Raw genomic sequence first — 16,920 nt, 5'->3', positions numbered from 1 at the left:
TATATTAATTGAATATATAATTGAGCATTTTTAAGTGTGATTGGGCTTCGAAAAATAAACGACTTCGCGAAAAGGCGAAATCACGAACTCGATAAATAAACGACTTCGCACAAAGCCCACAATATACAACAACACCACAAAAAAGAGCTGATAAAAATCAGCTCTTACAATTCAAATCTATTCCAGTGGTTGCGGATTTGTTGCCCACATCTCACTATTTTTAACAAAGGTTCTAGGATTAATTTTCAGTTGGTTCACAATGATATCAGCAATGTCTTCTGGATGTGTCATTGTTTCTGGATCTAGGTTAGGTTCTCTTGTTAATACAGCGGATGGTGTGAGGTAAGACATGCGAATATTGTCTTTTCTCACTTCTCGCATGACCCCTTCAGTCAAACCGATAACTGCGTGTTTTGAAGCAGAGTAAAGAGCGCTAGATTCTGATGCTCTTAGACCAGAAACGGAAGCGATATTGACAACGTCCCCACGCTGTTCTTTTTGCATATACGGTAGGACAGCTTTCATCGTGTAGTACATACCGAACACGTTGACATCTAACATCTGCCTGAACATGTCCTCGTTGTCGTCAAAGAAACTACCGCCACCCATGATCCCTGCATTATTGATAAGAATATCAATCGTACCGAATTCTTCGACTACCGATGATACGATTTCATCTACTTCTTCTTTTACAGATACATCACCGCGAATTGCGATTGTTGACACTTTATATTCATTTAAAATAGCAAGGGCTTCCTTTAGAGTGTCTTCATTACGTGCTGTAATTGCGATGTTGACGCCTTCTCTGGCAAGCGCTTCAGCAGTTTTTAAGCCTATTCCTTTTGAACCACCTGTAATCAATGCATTTTTACCATTCAAGTCTTGCATAATTTTCCCTCCTATTTTTTAGTTCTCATTATGAAATGAACTTATTTTTAAGTATAATAAAGATATTAAGAACATGATATCCATATGCTTGTATACAAAGGAGGACGGAATCATGGCAGAGCATGGTCAGACTAATATCTTTGATGATGTACTAAAGGATAATGAATCATTTGTGATTGTTGTACAAGAAGTGATGGATAACAACGGTGCACTTCAAAAAAAGATACTTCGTGAATATCCGAGCTTAGATCATACAGCAATGAAAAACTTATTTGATCACTTAAAAGATACGTATTTAAACGAAACTTTTAGTGAACACGGGACATATTTTGATATTACGGTTTATACTAATGAAGACTATGCGGCAGAAAACATTTATGCCCATACTAAAAAGTATAGAAATAAGAAAGAATGGACTAAAACATCCAAGTAAAAGGAGTACTTAAACATGAGAATGGTAGACATTATCGCTAAAAAGCGTGACGGCAACACTTTAACAAAAGAGGAAATTGAATTCTTCGTCAATGGATATACCAAAGGTGAGGTGCCTGATTACCAGGCTTCAGCACTTTTAATGGCAATCTTCTATAATGATATGACACCTGAAGAATCTGCTGATTTAACGATGGCAATGGTGGAATCTGGAGATCAAATCAATTTAGCAGATATCGACGGTATCAAAGTGGATAAACACTCTACAGGTGGTGTTGGAGATACGACTACGCTTGTATTGGCACCACTAGTGGCAGCTTTAGATGTACCAGTGGCAAAAATGAGTGGTCGTGGCCTGGGTCACACAGGTGGAACAATTGATAAGTTAGAAGCCCTAGATGGCTTCCACGTAGAATTGTCACAGGATGACTTCGTAAATCTAGTTAACAAGGACAAGCTCGCTGTAATTGGGCAGTCTGGAAACTTAACCCCTGCAGATAAGAAAATCTATGCTCTACGTGACGTGACTGCAACTGTGAACTCAATCCCACTGATTGCAAGTTCGATTATGAGTAAGAAAATTGCTGCGGGTGCAGATGCGATTGTTTTAGATGTTAAGGTGGGCGATGGTGCCTTCATGAAGACCGAGGAGGATGCAGTTGCCTTAGCTGAAGCGATGGTCCAAATTGGTAATAATGTTGGTCGTCGTACGATGGCTATTATTTCAAGTATGGAAGAACCACTTGGTTATGCAGTCGGCAATGCAAATGAAGTGCGTGAAGCAATTGACACTCTAAAAGGTGAAGGGCCAGAAGATTTAACAGAACTTTCATTAACTCTAGCAAGTCAAATGGTCGTTGTTGGCGGTAAGGCTGAGACGATTGAAGAAGCGAGAACAATGCTAGAAGAAGTCATTAAGAATGGTAAGGCGCTCGAGAAATTTAAAGCCTTTGTTAAAAACCAAGGTGGAGATGATTCCTTAGTTGATCATCCAGAAAACCTCGCTCAAGCGAAATATCATATTGACGTTGTAGCAACTGAGTCTGGCTTTATTGAGTCAATTGATGCAGAGAACGTTGGTGTGGCAGCATCTATCCTAGGTGCAGGTCGTCAGACTAAAGATGACGAGATCGACTTAGCTGTCGGCATTATACATAAGAAAAAAGTAGGCGACAAGGTCAATAAGGGCGATGTTCTTGCTGTTTTAGAAGCAAATACGGATAGTGTTGATGATGTTGTGAAACGTGTTCAAGACAGTTATCATTACGGTAAAGATGAAGTACACACTAAATTAATTAAACGCATTATTACTGCATAAAAGGAGTGGACTTATGATTGAAGAATTAATCCCACAATATAATTTATTAGAAGATAGCTATAAAGAAAAAGTTAAAGCGCAATTTGAAACTTTGGATTTAAATTTAATTAAACATGTCTATGAAGATGTGTACTTAAAGAATAATGAAATGGACTTAACAAAAGTTGAAGAAGTCCCTCACGTGTTAAAGCAGGACCTTGATGTAGATGTAGTTTCTGGACTTGCAACAACAGCGATTGAAAACGGTGAGGTCGCAGTTGTTCTACTTGCGGGTGGACAAGGTACTCGCTTAGAGCACTCAGGTCCAAAGGGGACTTTCTCTTTTGAAGGTGTTTCTTTATTCGAATTACAAGCAAGAGAAATTCTTAAATATAAAAAAGCAGATGGTAGTCTACCTGTGCACTGGTATATCATGACGAGTGATATCAATCATGAAGAAACATTACAATTCTTTGAAGACCACTTGTATTTTGAAGTGCCAAAAGATAACATTCACTTCTTCAAACAAGAGCATTTCCCACCTTTATCTAAAGATGGAGAATTGTTATTAACAGAAGAAAAAGACATCATGCTTACACCTAATGGTAATGGTGGGATCTTCAGTTCACTTAAAAGTAGTGGCATGCTAGATGATATGGCAGATAGAGGCGTCAAAAATGTGTTCATGAACAACGTTGATAATGTTGTTGTAAAAGTATTAGACCCTGCTTTAATTGGTCTACATTTACAGGATCAAAATGATGTCACATCTAAATCCATTACTCCAAAAGAAGGAGAGTCTGTCGGTAGATTGGCTGTCTTAGACGGTTATAAAGGTGTTGTTGAATATACTGAACTTCCAGAAGGTAGCGAAGATCAGTTCACTAATGGGAATATAGGGATTCATGTCTATAGCATGAATTTCTTAAATGAAGCTGCAGACGGTGCAATGCCATATCACCTTGCATTAAAAAAACTAGTGCATCTAGGACAGCATCTCGAGGTGACTAAGGAAGAAGTATTGAAATTTGAAAAATTCTACTTTGATGCCTTTAGATATGCTGGCAAACACAACACGCTTCAAGTAGACCGAAAAGGTGAGTTCTCCCCACTAAAAAATAAAGTGGGCAAGGATAGTATTGAGACTGCCTTTAACGATCTTTCTGAAGAAGGGTTGATTTAATGTATGGGGAGTCAGAACAAATGGGAGAAAAACACAACCAAGAGAATGTAACTTCTAGAATCGAACGTACTTTAAAAAGTGTTGTACCCTTATCTTTTGGAGAGGAAGTTGGCAATGCAGTCAGTCATGGTGTGGCAGCACTGATTTTCATTTTCCTCTTACCATTTACTGCGATTTATATGTACGTCCTTGGTGGGATTAGTCACGCAGTTGGGGGTTCGATCTTTGTCATTAGTATGTTGCTCATGTTTCTGACGTCTACCCTCTACCATTCGATGGCGCATAATACCAATCACAAATACGTTATGCGTTTACTAGACCATAGTTTTATCTATGTTGCTATCGCTGGAACGTATACCCCGATTGCTTTATCAGTAGTAGGCGGAACTTTTGGACTCGTTATTTTAATCATTCAATGGTTGGCGACAATTCTTGGTATCTTATATAAGGTATTGGCACCAGTCGTTAATGAAAAGGTGAGCTTGGCATTTTATCTGGTAATGGGTTGGTCAGCAGTTCTATTCATACCAACTATTATTACGGATACGTCATGGCAGTTCATGAGTCTGATTATACTAGGTGGTGTATTTTACACGGTTGGTGCATGGTTTTACGCACAAAAAACGCGTAACTACTTCCATATGATTTGGCATTTCTTCATTATTGCTGCTGCAATATGTCACTATTTTGCAATTGTGTTCTATATATGAGAGGATACTATGGTAAAATACGTACCAATAAAGAACCGAGGGTGGTCTTATGAAAATTGTATTTTACGGGGCTGGTAATATGGCCAGCGCAATCTTTACAGGAATGATTCATAAAGGAATTGTCAGTGCAAAAGATATTTATATCACAAGTAAATCTAATCGAATTACTGCTATGGCCTTTAAAGAATCATTAGGTTTAAATGTCTCTTATGACGATAAGGAACTGTGTGAAGATGCTGATTATATTGTGCTGGCATCGAAGCCTCAAAATTTCTCAGATGTTGCAGATAGAATTCGTCCGCATTTAACAGAAAAGACGAAATTAGTGTCTGTCATGGCTGGAATTAGAATTGAAACTGTGCAAGAAGAATTTGCAACGGGTAATCCAGTTGCAAGAATTATGCCAAACACCAATGCGATGGTTCAACACTCAGTTAATGGTATTGCCTTTTCTGATAACTTTTTAGAACGGGAAGAACTGATTAAACTTATGGCAAGTTTCGGGAAAAATGTAGTGGTTGAAGAAGATGGTATGGATAACATCACAGCAGCAACTGGTTCAGGTCCTGCTTTTCTCTACTATATATACGAACAATATGCGAATAGTTTAGTAGAACTCGGCTTTTCAGAAGAGGATGCGCATGAGTTAACACGTGAACTTGTTATCGGGACAGGTAAAACGTTATTGAACAGAGATGAATCGTTTGAGCGTTTAAGAAAAGATATTACTTCTAAAGCTGGAACTACTGAAGCCGGCTTAGATACTTTAATGGAGTTCAAACTCCAAGAAATGATTTTTAAAACCTTGGGCTCAGCAAGAGACCGTAGCAAGAAACTAAGTGAACGATAAATGAAACTAAGAATACTTTCATATATAATCATATATGAAAGTATTTTTTTCTGAGGATGATAATTATGGCAGACTTATATTTTAATGGGAAAATTTATACGATGACTGGTGAAAACGAAGTTGTTGAAGCCGTCTTAGTAGAAGATACAACAGTGAAAGCTGTAGGTACGTTTGAAGAATTGAAAGGTTTAGCAAATCAACATATTGATTTACAAGGCCAGACGATGATGCCTGCCTTAACGGATGTACACCAGCACCTGATTATGATTGGTAAAAAATTAGCATTACTTGCATTAGATGATGTGACTGACATAGATGAAATGAAGCAACAAGTTGCGGATTTTGATTCTAATCATAAGTGGAATAATATTCTTGGTTATGATGAAAATAATTTTGATAATCAATACAAGATTCATATTGAAGAACTTGATCAGTTAACTGAAAAACCAACCTTAATTACGCGCATTTGTTCTCATGCAGGTGTAGTGAACTCCAAAGCATTTGAAGCTTTAGGCATTACAAAAGATACAAAAAACCCAGAAGGTGGGTACTTTGAAAAAGACGAAAATGGTGAACTAACTGGATGGGTCTATGACAAAGCCTTTGAAGAAATGAGAGCAGCAACGGTAGATGATACAGTTGAGTCGATTAGTGAAGATATTACTCGTGCCGTTAAATATATGCATTCCCTAGGTATTGTTGGCGCTCATACCGAAGACCTTGCTTATTATGGTGACTTCAATGTGCCGCTTGACGCTTACCTTCAAACACTTGGTGAAAAAGAACTTAAATTCCGTGCGAATTTACTAACACATGAACAAGTTTATGAAGATGTCGTGAAAGCAAATAAGGCCTATAAGAAGAACTACGTCGAACGTGATGCCATGAAAATCTTTGCAGATGGTGCATTCGGTGCAAAAACTGCCTTAGTAAGTGAACCGTATGTTAATTCCGATGACCAAGGCCTGCAAATTCACACAAGAGAAAAATTAGAAGAAATGGTCCAGACAGCAAGAAAAAATAAAGATGCGATTGCAGTTCACATGATTGGTGACCGTGCGATTGAAATGGTGCTAGATACTATAGAAAAATACCCAGTAGCCAAAGGTAAGCACGATAGACTGATTCATGTGAGTCTCCTACGTCCAGATCTTATAGAACGTATGGCGAACCTACCAGTCATCTGTGATATTCAACCGACATTCTTAACCTCAGATATGCCTTGGGTAGAGGACTATATTGGTAGTAGTCGTGCGAAGTACTTGTATCCATTTAAAACCCTCCTCGATAAAGGACTCGTTCTCGGTGGGTCATCAGACGCTCCAATTGAAAAGGTAAATCCATTTTTAGGAATTCATGCCTTAATCACTCGTGAAAAAGATGGTGTAGTATACAATCCGAATGAGATTGTTGACCGTTATGATGCCTTTAGAATGTACACAACAGAAGCAGCAAAAATTGTTTATAGAGAAGATATTCAAGGTCAGATTAAACCGGGCTTTCTTGCGGACTTCATTGTATTGGATAGAGATGTGATGACAATAGAGCCAGATGAACTTTTAGATGTACAAGTCTTACAGACAATTATTGATGGTGAGGTCGTCTTTGAGCTGTAGCGATAAGTTCAAGATTGAGTGATATTAGGGGTAACGATCTTATGTTATTATTAGAAGTATTGGAATCAAGTTGAAGTTAGGAGCGTTTACATGATAACTGAAAGTAAGGTTAGAGAGATTATCGGAGCGTTAAATGATCCGATTTTAAATGTCCCGATCAGTGACACAGAAGGGCTGCTGGAGGTCAGTATAAAAGAAGAAAAAAATCATGTCAGTCTAAAGGTCGCAATCGGTCGTGAAGGTGGCCAAGAGCAATTAGACTTACAGATGAAGATTGTTAACCTGTTAAAAGAAGCGGGTGCAGATAGTGTCGGACTACGTTTTCAAGAGTTACCAGATGAAACAATTGAAAAATTCCGATCAACTCGCGGCGCAGCAATGGAACTTGGCTTTACACTTGGGAAGACAGAGTTTATCTCAATTGCATCAGGTAAGGGCGGCGTAGGTAAATCTACGGTTGCTGTGAACTTAGCTGTTGCCTTAGCTGAAAAAGGTAAGAAAGTTGGTCTCATTGACGCAGATATTTACGGCTTTAGTGTCCCGGATATGATGGGTATTACTGAGCGCCCTGCTTTAGATGGTGAAACAATTATACCAGTGAAACGTTTTGGTGTTGAAGTCATATCTATGGCGTTCTTCGTTGAAGAAAACACACCAGTAATTTGGCGTGGCCCAATGCTCGGACAAATGTTAACAAGTTTCTTTGAAGAAGTCAGATGGGGTGATCTTGATTACCTACTATTAGACTTACCACCGGGAACAGGGGATGTCGCTTTAGATATTCACCAGATGTTACCGCACTCTAAAGAAATTATTGTGACAACACCTCACCCGACTGCAGCCTTCGTTGCAGCGCGAGCTGGTGCCATGGCGCAGCATACAGATCATGAAATAATTGGTGTCATTGAAAATATGAGTTACTTCCAAAGTAAAGAAACGGGTAATAAGGAATATATTTTTGGTTCAGGTGGTGGTCAAAAACTTGCCGATGAACTGAACACACCTCTATTAGGACAGTTGCCACTCGGACAACCAAATTGGAATGAGGATGATTTTGCACCTTCTGTTTATATTGATGATGAGATCAGTAGAGTTTATAGTGCAATGGCCGACAAAGTAATTGGAGGATCAGCAGAATGACTTCCAAATATTTAGTTAAGTTCTACTTTGTCACTTTACTAATTGGGGCAGTAATTACTACCCTAATTAGTTTGGTGACTGAATATGATGCTGTGACAACCTTCCTATTTCAAGGTGAGTTCGGTGACTTTTTCGTTGGACTTCTATTCCTAATTGGTTACGGGCTCCTAATTGCCACAGTCAGTCAAGTAGTCTTCTACATATATCTATTCATTAATCCATTAGGTCTAGGTATCTTTAGACGCTTGTGGCCATATGTTCAACTTTTACTGATACTGTATGCAATCTTTGACTTGTTCTACTTAAGATTTAGACAAGTAGGTGCAGGTCACGAGTCAACCTGGTCATATGTATGGATTCCGATTATTATCGTCATTGCTGGAATATTCTTTGCATACTATAAGAATAAGATTTCAGAGACAAATGTATTTATTCCATCATTATTCTTTATGATCTTTATGACGTCTTTAACTTTAATTCCATTTATATCAGTAGAAAATACAGATTGGATTTATCGTTCAGTATTTACCGTAATACTTACAAACGCATATCAATTAATCAGACTACCTAAATATATCGAAGACTCCGAGCGTGAAAGAAAAGAACGCGGACGTACAACAAGGGCAGATGTTAATGAGCAAAAGCGTAAAGAATTAGAGGAAGAGAAAAGAAAACGTGAAGAAAAAGACAATAAGCAAATTAAAGCAAGTAAGAAATTAGGTTATAAGAATAAGACTAGAGCTGCAAAAAGTGACAGTAAGAAATAAAAATTGATTTATATAAAGCCCGTCAAGACAATGTTTGACGGGCTTTATATATTTTATTAGTGACTTCAGTCGGTTGAGCACGTAGACGTGCGAAACAAATAAACCACACGCTATGCGTGTGGATGAAGTAGCTTTAGCGATAATATGCCCCTTTCTGTATACTAAATAATGGCTACCAACCGCTATTTAGAAAAGAAAGGGGCATATTGAATGTCTAAAGACGACCAAAGTTTATCACATACAAGATGGAATTGTAAGTATCATATAATATTTACTCCTAAGTATAGGAGAAAAGTTGTGTATGGACAACTTCGAAAAGACATAGGGAAAATACTTAGACGATTATGTGATATGAAAGATGTAGAAATTATCGAAGCACATGCGATGCCTGATCATATACACATGCTTGTGAGAATTCCGCCGAAACTGAGTGTTTCTGGATTTATGGGATATTTGAAAGGGAAAAGTGCCGTACTTATCCATGAACAACATGCGAATTTGAAGTACAAATATGGAAACAGAACGTTTTGGGCGAAGGGATACTATGTGAGCACCGTCGGACTGAACCAAAAAACGATTGAAAAGTATATCAGAGAGCAGGAAGCAGATGACAGGGTGCTCGATTCAATTTCAAAACGAGAATACGTGGATCCATTCAAAAAGTAAAACCAAATAAAAGGTAAAGTGAATAGCGGTTGGCAGTCTTTTGAGAGCTCCCTTTAGGGAGTATGTGCGGAATGAGCCCTTATAGGGCTGAAAAAAAGCCACCCGTTATACGGGTGGATACTTACTTTAAAAATTATAAGAAAAAGTATTGACCTTTATAAATTAACTTGATAAGATATAAAAGTCGTCAAAACAAGACGTAATCAAAAAATAACAATCTTAACATTAATTTAATAAATCTCTTGCATTTAGAAAATGAACGTGTTAAGATAATTAAGCAATAAAAAACGAGAACATTGAAAACTGAATGACAATATGTCAACGTTTAATTCCGAATAAAAAGTCTTCTATTAAGATAGGAGCACAGATTGAGGCGAACAATATAAACGCAAGTAGATACTGTCAGCAGTATCGAGTGAGCTTAGTAAAAGCTTTCCAATCATGGAGAGTTTGATCCTGGCTCAGGATGAACGCTGGCGGCGTGCCTAATACATGCAAGTCGAGCGCGAGCGTAAGGAGCTTGCTCCTTACAATCGAGCGGCGGACGGGTGAGTAACACGTGGGCAACCTACCCTTTAGACTGGGATAACTACCGGAAACGGTAGCTAATACCGGATAAGTTGGATTACACAAGTAATCTTAATGAAAGGCGGATTTATCTGTCACTAAAGGATGGGCCTGCGGTGCATTAGCTAGTTGGTGAGGTAGTGGCTCACCAAGGCAACGATGCATAGCCGACCTGAGAGGGTGATCGGCCACACTGGGACTGAGACACGGCCCAGACTCCTACGGGAGGCAGCAGTAGGGAATCTTCCGCAATGGACGCAAGTCTGACGGAGCAACGCCGCGTGAGTGAAGAAGGGTTTCGGCTCGTAAAACTCTGTTGTTAAGGAAGAACACTTTAGGTAGTAACTGGCCTAGAGATGACGGTACTTAACCAGAAAGCCACGGCTAACTACGTGCCAGCAGCCGCGGTAATACGTAGGTGGCAAGCGTTATCCGGAATTATTGGGCGTAAAGCGCGCGTAGGCGGTAGAATAAGTCTGATGTGAAAGCCCCCGGCTCAACCGGGGAGGGTCATTGGAAACTGTTTTACTTGAGTGCAGAAGAGGAGAGTGGAATTCCATGTGTAGCGGTGAAATGCGCAGAGATATGGAGGAACACCAGTGGCGAAGGCGGCTCTCTGGTCTGTAACTGACGCTGAGGTGCGAAAGCGTGGGGATCAAACAGGATTAGATACCCTGGTAGTCCACGCCGTAAACGATGAGTGCTAAGTGTTGGGGGGTTTCCGCCCCTCAGTGCTGCAGCTAACGCATTAAGCACTCCGCCTGGGGAGTACGACCGCAAGGTTGAAACTCAAAGGAATTGACGGGGACCCGCACAAGCGGTGGAGCATGTGGTTTAATTCGAAGCAACGCGAAGAACCTTACCAAATCTTGACATCCTCTGATCGCCATAGAGATATGGTTTCCCTTTTGGGCAGAGAGACAGGTGGTGCATGGTTGTCGTCAGCTCGTGTCGTGAGATGTTGGGTTAAGTCCCGCAACGAGCGCAACCCTTAAATTTAGTTGCCATCATTCAGTTGGGCACTCTAGATTGACTGCCGGTGACAAACCGGAGGAAGGTGGGGATGACGTCAAATCATCATGCCCCTTATGATTTGGGCTACACACGTGCTACAATGGGCAGGTTACAAAGGGCAGCGAAGCCGCGAGGCCAAGCGAATCCCATAAAACTGTTCTCAGTTCGGATTGGAGTCTGCAACTCGACTCCATGAAGCTGGAATCGCTAGTAATCGTAGATCAGCATGCTACGGTGAATACGTTCCCGGGTCTTGTACACACCGCCCGTCACACCACGAAAGTCGATAACACCTGAAGCCGGTGGACTAACCTTAATGGAGGTAGCCGTCAAAGGTGGGATTGATAATTGGGGTGAAGTCGTAACAAGGTAGCCGTATCGGAAGGTGCGGCTGGATCACCTCCTTTCTAAGGATATAACGGAGCGGAATTAAGCGGCAGACATATTGTATTCAGTTTTGAATGTTTTTAAATGAAACATTCTAAAGTATGTACATTGAAAACCGAATAGAAGTAAAGTAAAGAGAAAAAAGATTTCATTTCAAGCAGAAATAGAAACGAGAACGCAAAGTATCGAGAGATACACTCACACATTTCAATACGATTAAGTATTGAAGGGCGCATGGCGGATGCCTAGGTACCAAGAGCCGATGAAGGACGGAACAAACACCGATATGCTTCGGGGAGCTGTAAGTAAGCGATGAACCGGAGATTTCCGAATGGGGAAACCCAATACCGCGAGGTATTATCCTAACGTGAATACATAACGTTAGCGAAGGAGACCTGGAGAACTGAAACATCTTAGTATCCAGAGGAAGAGAAAGAAAAATCGATTCCCTGAGTAGCGGCGAGCGAAACGGGAAGAGCCCAAACCAGCATTAGCTGGGGTTGTAGGACATTCACAACGGGTTGTGACATTTAGACGAATGGTCTGGGAAGGCCAACCGTAGGGGGTAAGAGTCCCGTAGTTGAAAGATGAAACAATTTAGAATGTATCCTGAGTACGGCGGAACACGAGGAATTCCGTCGGAATCTGGGAGGACCATCTCCCAAGGCTAAATACTCCTTGGTGACCGATAGTGAACCAGTACCGTGAGGGAAAGGTGAAAAGCACCCCGGGAGGGGAGTGAAATAGAACCTGAAACCATGTGCTTACAAGTAGTCAGAGCCCGTTAAGGGGTGATGGCGTGCCTTTTGTAGAATGAACCGGCGAGTTACGAATATATGCAAGGTTAAGCAGCGAATGTGGAGCCGCAGCGAAAGCGAGTCTGAAACGGGCGAATGAGTATATGTTTGTAGACGCGAAACCAGGTGATCTACCCATGACCAGGCTGAAGTTCAGGTAACACTGAATGGAGGGCCGAACCGACTTACGTTGAAAAGTGACCGGATGAGTTGTGGGTAGGGGTGAAATTCCAATCGAACCTGGAGATAGCTCGTTCTCTCCGAAATATATTTAGGTATAGCCTCATATTAGCATCGTGGAGGTAGAGCACTGTTTGGATGAGGGGCCCATCCCGGGTTACCGAGTTCATACAAACTCCGAATGCCATAGATGTGATGTATGGGAGTCAGACAGTGGGTGATAAGGTCCATTGTCGAGAGGGAAACAGCCCAGACCACCAGTTAAGGTCCCCAAATATATGTTAAGTGGAAAAGGATGTGGCGTTGCACAGACAACTAGGATGTTGGCTTAGAAGCAGCCATCATTTAAAGAGTGCGTAATAGCTCACTAGTCGAGTGACGCTGCGCCGAAAATGTACCGGGGCTAAACATATTACCGAAACTGTGGATTAAAATTTATTTTAATGGTAGGAGAGCGTTCTAAGTGCGGTGAAGCATGACCGAGAGGACATGTGGAGCGCTTAGAAGTGAGAATGCCGGTGTGAGTAGCGAAAGACGGGTGAGAATCCCGTCCACCGAACGACTAAGGTTTCCAGAGGTAGGCTCGTCCGCTCTGGGTAAGTCGGGACCTAAGCCGAGGCGAAAAGCGTAGGCGATGGACAACAGGTAGAAATTCCTGTACCAGATGATTGCATTTGAGTGAAGTAGTGACGCAGAAGGAAAAGATGAGCGCGCGGAAGGAAGAGCGCGTCCAAGCCATAAGGCTGCATGTTAGGCAAATCCGGCATGCATAAGGCTGAGTGGTGATGGGGAGCCGAAAATAGTAGGCGAAGCATACGGACTCACACTGCCAAGAAAAGCTGCTAGCGAGTAATTGATCTGCCCGTACCGTAAACCGACACAGGTAGTTGGGAAGAGAATTCTAAGGTGAGCGAGCGAACTCTCGTTAAGGAACTCGGCAAAATGACCCCGTAACTTCGGGAGAAGGGGTGCTTATAGAAATATAAGCCGCAGTGAATAGGCCCAAGCGACTGTTTACCAAAAACACAGGTCTCTGCCAAACCGAAAGGTGACGTATAGGGGCTGACGCCTGCCCGGTGCTGGAAGGTTAAGAGGAGTGCTTAGCGCAAGCGAAGGTACGAATTGAAGCCCCAGTAAACGGCGGCCGTAACTATAACGGTCCTAAGGTAGCGAAATTCCTTGTCAGGTAAGTTCTGACCCGCACGAAAGGCGTAACGATTTGGGCACTGTCTCAACGAGAGGCTCGGTGAAATCATAGTACCTGTGAAGATGCAGGTTACCCGCGACAGGACGGAAAGACCCCGTGGAGCTTTACTGTAGTTTGATATTGAATCTCGACTCCACCTGTACAGGATAGGTGGGAGCCAAAGAAGCATGGACGTTAGTTTATGTGGAGGCACTGGTGGGATACCACCCTGGTGTGGTTGAGGTTCTAACCCGCAGCCGTAATCCGGCTGGGAGACAGTGTCAGATGGACAGTTTGACTGGGGCGGTCGCCTCCTAAAGAGTAACGGAGGCGCTCAAAGGTACCCTCAGAATGGTTGGAAATCATTCATAGAGTGTAAAGGCACAAGGGTGCTTGACTGCGAGACCAACAAGTCGAGCAGGGTCGAAAGACGGACTTAGTGATCCGGTGGTTCCGCATGGAAGGGCCATCGCTCAACGGATAAAAGCTACCCCGGGGATAACAGGCTTATCTCCCCCAAGAGTTCACATCGACGGGGAGGTTTGGCACCTCGATGTCGGCTCATCGCATCCTGGGGCTGTAGTCGGTCCCAAGGGTTGGGCTGTTCGCCCATTAAAGCGGTACGCGAGCTGGGTTCAGAACGTCGTGAGACAGTTCGGTCCCTATCCGTCGTGGGCGTAGGAAATTTGAGAGGCGCTGTCCTTAGTACGAGAGGACCGGGATGGACATACCACTGGTGTACCAGTTGTCGTGCCAACGGCATAGCTGGGTAGCTACGTATGGACGGGATAAATGCTGAAAGCATCTAAGCATGAAGCCCCCCTCAAGATGAGATTTCCCCAATAGATGCCTCAGAGACTATGAGGTTGATAGGTTCGGCGTGTAAGTGTGGTGACACATTGAGCGGACGAATACTAATCCATCGAAGACTTATTCAAAGTAAGAAATAAATGAGTGCGTTCACTCTTTACTGACACTTCTATTTGGTTTTGAATGTATATACATTCAAAGTCTGGCGGCGATGGCGGAGAGGCCACACCTGTTCCCATGTCGAACACAGTAGTTAAGCTCTCCAGCGCCGATGGTAGTTGGACTGACGTCCCGTGAGAGTAGGACGCTGCCAGGCTTACATATTTTTTATTCCACAGTAGCTCAGTGGTAGAGCTATCGGCTGTTAACCGATCGGTCGTAGGTTCGAGTCCTACCTGTGGAGCCATTTTTTTGTCTTAGGCCCGTTGGTCAAGCGGTTAAGACACCGCCCTTTCACGGCGGTAACACGGGTTCGAGTCCCGTACGGGTCACCATTTTAATATAGTCTAATATGGAGAATTAGCTCAGCTGGGAGAGCATCTGCCTTACAAGCAGAGGGTCGGCGGTTCGAGCCCGTCATTCTCCATTTTTCATTTGGAAGGGTAGCGAAGTGGCTAAACGCGGCGGACTGTAAATCCGCTCCTTCGGGTTCGGCAGTTCGAATCTGCCCCCTTCCACCATGATTTTTGGGCTGTAGCCAAGCGGTAAGGCAACGGGTTTTGGTCTCGTGACGCGAAGGTTCGAATCCTTCCAGCCCAGTTTTAATTATATTTAGAGCCATTAGCTCAGTTGGTAGAGCATCTGACTTTTAATCAGAGGGTCGCAGGTTCGAGCCCTGCATGGCTCATCTTGGACACTTGCAAAAGCAAGTGTCTTTTTTTATACATGAATTTAGTTCAAATTTAATATTTATAAGCACTTGTATAAAAACGCTTTCTTTAGTATATTTGTATAACAAAAGGGTTTAGATTTGGAGGAGTTGTAGTGGTAAATATTGATTTGATCGGTGCGCCAACATCATTTGGTCAACAAAGACCAGGTGTTGCTTTAGGTCCAGATGCTTTGCGTTTTGAACATTTAATAAAGAAATTGAATGAGCTCGGTCATGAAGTAACCGATAAGGGGAATGTTGTTGGAGGATATGGGGTATGGAAAGAGAATAGTAATGAAAAAGATAAAAATGGCTTAATCAATCTAAGTGAAGTATTAGATTGTAGTCAGACGCTTGCCTCTGTGGTAGATGAGAGTGTAAGTAATAAGAAGTTCCCATTTATAATTGGAGGCGACCATAGCTTATCTATTGGTTCAATTAGTGGTATTAGTCATCATTATGATAACTTAGGGGTAATTTGGATTGATGCGCATGGGGATATCAATAGTAGCGAAACGTCACCGAGTGGTAATATACACGGTATGCCTGTAGGTGTCTTATTAGGTGAAGGGCATGAACAGCTGGTTGATGTACATAAAAGTGGTCCAAAATTAAAACATGAAAATATTGTCTTTATAGGAGTGAGAGACTTAGACTCTGGTGAGCAGTCTTATATTAAAGCACACAATATTAAGTGTCATACTATGTCAGATGTGAGAACTGAGCGTTTGACTGTTGTGATTAAAAAAGCTTTAGCTTCTTTAGAGCATTGTGATGCCATACATCTATCATTAGATGTAGATAGCTTAGATCCAATGGAAATAGAAGGGACAGGTACAAAGGTCAACGGGGGACTTTTTCTAGCTGAACTACTCGAGGCATTAACAGTACTAAGTGCATCTGATCGTTTAGTTTCTTGTGATTTAGTGGAAGTTAATCCACTCCTTGATAAGGAGAATAATACAGCTAAAAAAGCTGTAGAAATCGCATCGTTTATCTTCGGGAAAAGATTGTTATAGATAGTAAAGAAGCTGTGGAAGACGGACTTTCACAGCTTCTTATTTTATATTACTGAATCAGTTTGTCTTCTGTTTTTACAATATTAATGAGATAAGAAGAAATATCGGAGTCGTTTTCTTCATTATTTAGGTTTTTAAGCTGCACCATCAGGGCATTAAAAGAGTAATCATTTAATTTTAATTGATAAACGTGCGGGTCCGAATGTTCGGATAATGGTTTATAATTGAGTATATTCATATCAGCAATAATATGTTTTGCGCTAGGAATGTAAAACTTTTGTAAAATGCTTTTCTTTTCTACTGTATGTGAGATGGTTATAATACCGTGTTTTAACAATTGGCTGAGGTGATAGTGGACTTTAGCTCGTGGCAATTCAAGTTCGTCTGCAAGCATCTGACCAGTTTTTGCTTCTTCTGACATCATGGCAAGGAGTTTCATTCTAAACGGATCGCTAATTGACTTGAGCTGCTCTAGGTCTTTTATAACGAGCAAATTCTTCATTATATCCTCCAATGTTTTCTTTTATTATCATGTAAAAA

12 protein-coding genes, 6 tRNA genes and 3 rRNA genes are annotated in these 16,920 nt (G+C 41.6%); 19 read left to right on the top strand and 2 right to left on the bottom strand.

The window, feature by feature from the left end; all coding sequences use genetic code 11:
• Positions 1-177: 177 nt before the first annotated feature.
• Complete coding sequence (locus JEM45_RS06070) at positions 178-888, bottom strand: SDR family NAD(P)-dependent oxidoreductase (RefSeq protein WP_166627112.1); 711 nt, start codon at positions 886-888, stop codon at positions 178-180.
• A gap of 112 nt (positions 889-1,000) precedes the next feature.
• Between JEM45_RS06070 and JEM45_RS06065 the strand changes: the two genes are divergently transcribed.
• The 19 genes from JEM45_RS06065 (at position 1,001) to rocF (ending at position 16,380) form a co-directional block, all read left to right on the top strand.
• On the top strand, positions 1,001-1,321 hold the full coding sequence (locus JEM45_RS06065) for a hypothetical protein (protein ID WP_166627111.1): 321 nt from the start codon (positions 1,001-1,003) through the stop codon (positions 1,319-1,321).
• Positions 1,322-1,336: 15 nt separating this feature from the next.
• Entirely contained in the window at positions 1,337-2,638 is a 1,302-nt protein-coding gene (locus JEM45_RS06060; protein WP_166627110.1) for a pyrimidine-nucleoside phosphorylase, read from the top strand.
• Between the two features lie 13 nt (positions 2,639-2,651).
• The gene (locus JEM45_RS06055) at positions 2,652-3,800 is read left to right on the top strand and encodes a UTP--glucose-1-phosphate uridylyltransferase (protein ID WP_198687106.1); all 1,149 of its coding nucleotides are present in this window, start codon (positions 2,652-2,654) and stop codon (positions 3,798-3,800) included.
• A gap of 20 nt (positions 3,801-3,820) precedes the next feature.
• Positions 3,821-4,510 (top strand): PAQR family membrane homeostasis protein TrhA, encoded by a 690-nt coding sequence (locus JEM45_RS06050; protein ID WP_166627109.1) that lies wholly within the window; start codon positions 3,821-3,823, stop codon positions 4,508-4,510.
• Between the two features lie 49 nt (positions 4,511-4,559).
• Positions 4,560-5,360, top strand: a complete 801-nt coding sequence (gene proC, locus JEM45_RS06045; protein WP_026865732.1) for a pyrroline-5-carboxylate reductase — start codon at positions 4,560-4,562, stop codon at positions 5,358-5,360.
• A gap of 65 nt (positions 5,361-5,425) precedes the next feature.
• The gene (locus JEM45_RS06040) at positions 5,426-6,976 is read left to right on the top strand and encodes an amidohydrolase (protein ID WP_198687105.1); all 1,551 of its coding nucleotides are present in this window, start codon (positions 5,426-5,428) and stop codon (positions 6,974-6,976) included.
• A gap of 90 nt (positions 6,977-7,066) precedes the next feature.
• Positions 7,067-8,116, top strand: a complete 1,050-nt coding sequence (locus JEM45_RS06035; protein WP_198687104.1) for an Mrp/NBP35 family ATP-binding protein — start codon at positions 7,067-7,069, stop codon at positions 8,114-8,116.
• Complete coding sequence (locus JEM45_RS06030; RefSeq protein WP_026865729.1) at positions 8,113-8,883, top strand: KinB-signaling pathway activation protein; 771 nt, start codon at positions 8,113-8,115, stop codon at positions 8,881-8,883. Before JEM45_RS06035 ends, JEM45_RS06030 begins: the two co-directional genes overlap by 4 nt.
• A gap of 210 nt (positions 8,884-9,093) precedes the next feature.
• On the top strand, positions 9,094-9,549 hold the full coding sequence (gene tnpA, locus JEM45_RS06025; protein ID WP_166627299.1) for an IS200/IS605 family transposase: 456 nt from the start codon (positions 9,094-9,096) through the stop codon (positions 9,547-9,549).
• Positions 9,550-9,987: 438 nt separating this feature from the next.
• Positions 9,988-11,537 (top strand): 16S ribosomal RNA (locus tag JEM45_RS06020).
• 194 nt (positions 11,538-11,731) lie between these two features.
• Positions 11,732-14,618 (top strand): 23S ribosomal RNA (locus JEM45_RS06015).
• Positions 14,619-14,691: 73 nt separating this feature from the next.
• Positions 14,692-14,806: ribosomal RNA gene (gene rrf / locus JEM45_RS06010) — 5S ribosomal RNA — on the top strand.
• Together the 16S, 23S and 5S rRNA genes with 6 tRNA genes alongside form the textbook arrangement of a ribosomal RNA operon.
• A 15-nt stretch (positions 14,807-14,821) precedes the next feature.
• A tRNA-Asn gene (locus JEM45_RS06005) sits at positions 14,822-14,896 on the top strand.
• A gap of 13 nt (positions 14,897-14,909) precedes the next feature.
• Positions 14,910-14,984, top strand: a tRNA-Glu gene (locus tag JEM45_RS06000).
• A 19-nt stretch (positions 14,985-15,003) separates the two neighbouring features.
• A tRNA-Val gene (locus tag JEM45_RS05995) sits at positions 15,004-15,076 on the top strand.
• 10 nt (positions 15,077-15,086) lie between these two features.
• Positions 15,087-15,170 (top strand) — tRNA-Tyr (locus JEM45_RS05990).
• A gap of 7 nt (positions 15,171-15,177) precedes the next feature.
• Positions 15,178-15,249 (top strand) — tRNA-Gln (locus JEM45_RS05985).
• 15 nt (positions 15,250-15,264) lie between these two features.
• A tRNA-Lys gene (locus JEM45_RS05980) sits at positions 15,265-15,337 on the top strand.
• A gap of 137 nt (positions 15,338-15,474) precedes the next feature.
• A complete protein-coding gene (gene rocF / locus JEM45_RS05975) occupies positions 15,475-16,380 on the top strand; it encodes an arginase (protein ID WP_198687103.1) in 906 nt (301 codons plus the stop codon).
• Between the two features lie 49 nt (positions 16,381-16,429).
• Here the strand turns inward: rocF and JEM45_RS05970 are convergent, their stop codons facing one another.
• A complete protein-coding gene (locus tag JEM45_RS05970) occupies positions 16,430-16,882 on the bottom strand; it encodes a winged helix-turn-helix domain-containing protein (protein ID WP_166626187.1) in 453 nt (150 codons plus the stop codon).
• Positions 16,883-16,920 lie beyond the last annotated feature (38 nt).

Origin of the sequence: Jeotgalicoccus sp. ATCC 8456 (assembly GCF_016313225.1) — a bacterium.
GTDB lineage: Bacteria > Bacillota > Bacilli > Staphylococcales > Salinicoccaceae > Jeotgalicoccus > Jeotgalicoccus marinus.
The sequence above is the reverse complement of the archived record's forward strand: the minus strand, read 5'-3'. Positions and strand labels throughout refer to the sequence as shown.

Excerpts from the sequence above, each read along its gene's own strand:
- tnpA (WP_166627299.1), top strand. The coding sequence starts at position 9,094 with ATGTCTAAAGACGACCAAAGTTTATCACATACAAGATGGAATTGTAAG.
- JEM45_RS06050 (WP_166627109.1), top strand. The coding sequence starts at position 3,821 with ATGGGAGAAAAACACAACCAAGAGAATGTAACTTCTAGAATCGAACGT.
- JEM45_RS06055 (WP_198687106.1), top strand. The coding sequence starts at position 2,652 with ATGATTGAAGAATTAATCCCACAATATAATTTATTAGAAGATAGCTAT.
- JEM45_RS06040 (WP_198687105.1), top strand. The coding sequence starts at position 5,426 with ATGGCAGACTTATATTTTAATGGGAAAATTTATACGATGACTGGTGAA.
- JEM45_RS06070 (WP_166627112.1), bottom strand. The coding sequence starts at position 888 with ATGCAAGACTTGAATGGTAAAAATGCATTGATTACAGGTGGTTCAAAA.
- JEM45_RS06060 (WP_166627110.1), top strand. The coding sequence starts at position 1,337 with ATGAGAATGGTAGACATTATCGCTAAAAAGCGTGACGGCAACACTTTA.
- JEM45_RS06030 (WP_026865729.1), top strand. The coding sequence starts at position 8,113 with ATGACTTCCAAATATTTAGTTAAGTTCTACTTTGTCACTTTACTAATT.
- JEM45_RS06035 (WP_198687104.1), top strand. The coding sequence starts at position 7,067 with ATGATAACTGAAAGTAAGGTTAGAGAGATTATCGGAGCGTTAAATGAT.
- proC (WP_026865732.1), top strand. The coding sequence starts at position 4,560 with ATGAAAATTGTATTTTACGGGGCTGGTAATATGGCCAGCGCAATCTTT.
- JEM45_RS05970 (WP_166626187.1), bottom strand. The coding sequence starts at position 16,882 with ATGAAGAATTTGCTCGTTATAAAAGACCTAGAGCAGCTCAAGTCAATT.
- JEM45_RS06065 (WP_166627111.1), top strand. The coding sequence starts at position 1,001 with ATGGCAGAGCATGGTCAGACTAATATCTTTGATGATGTACTAAAGGAT.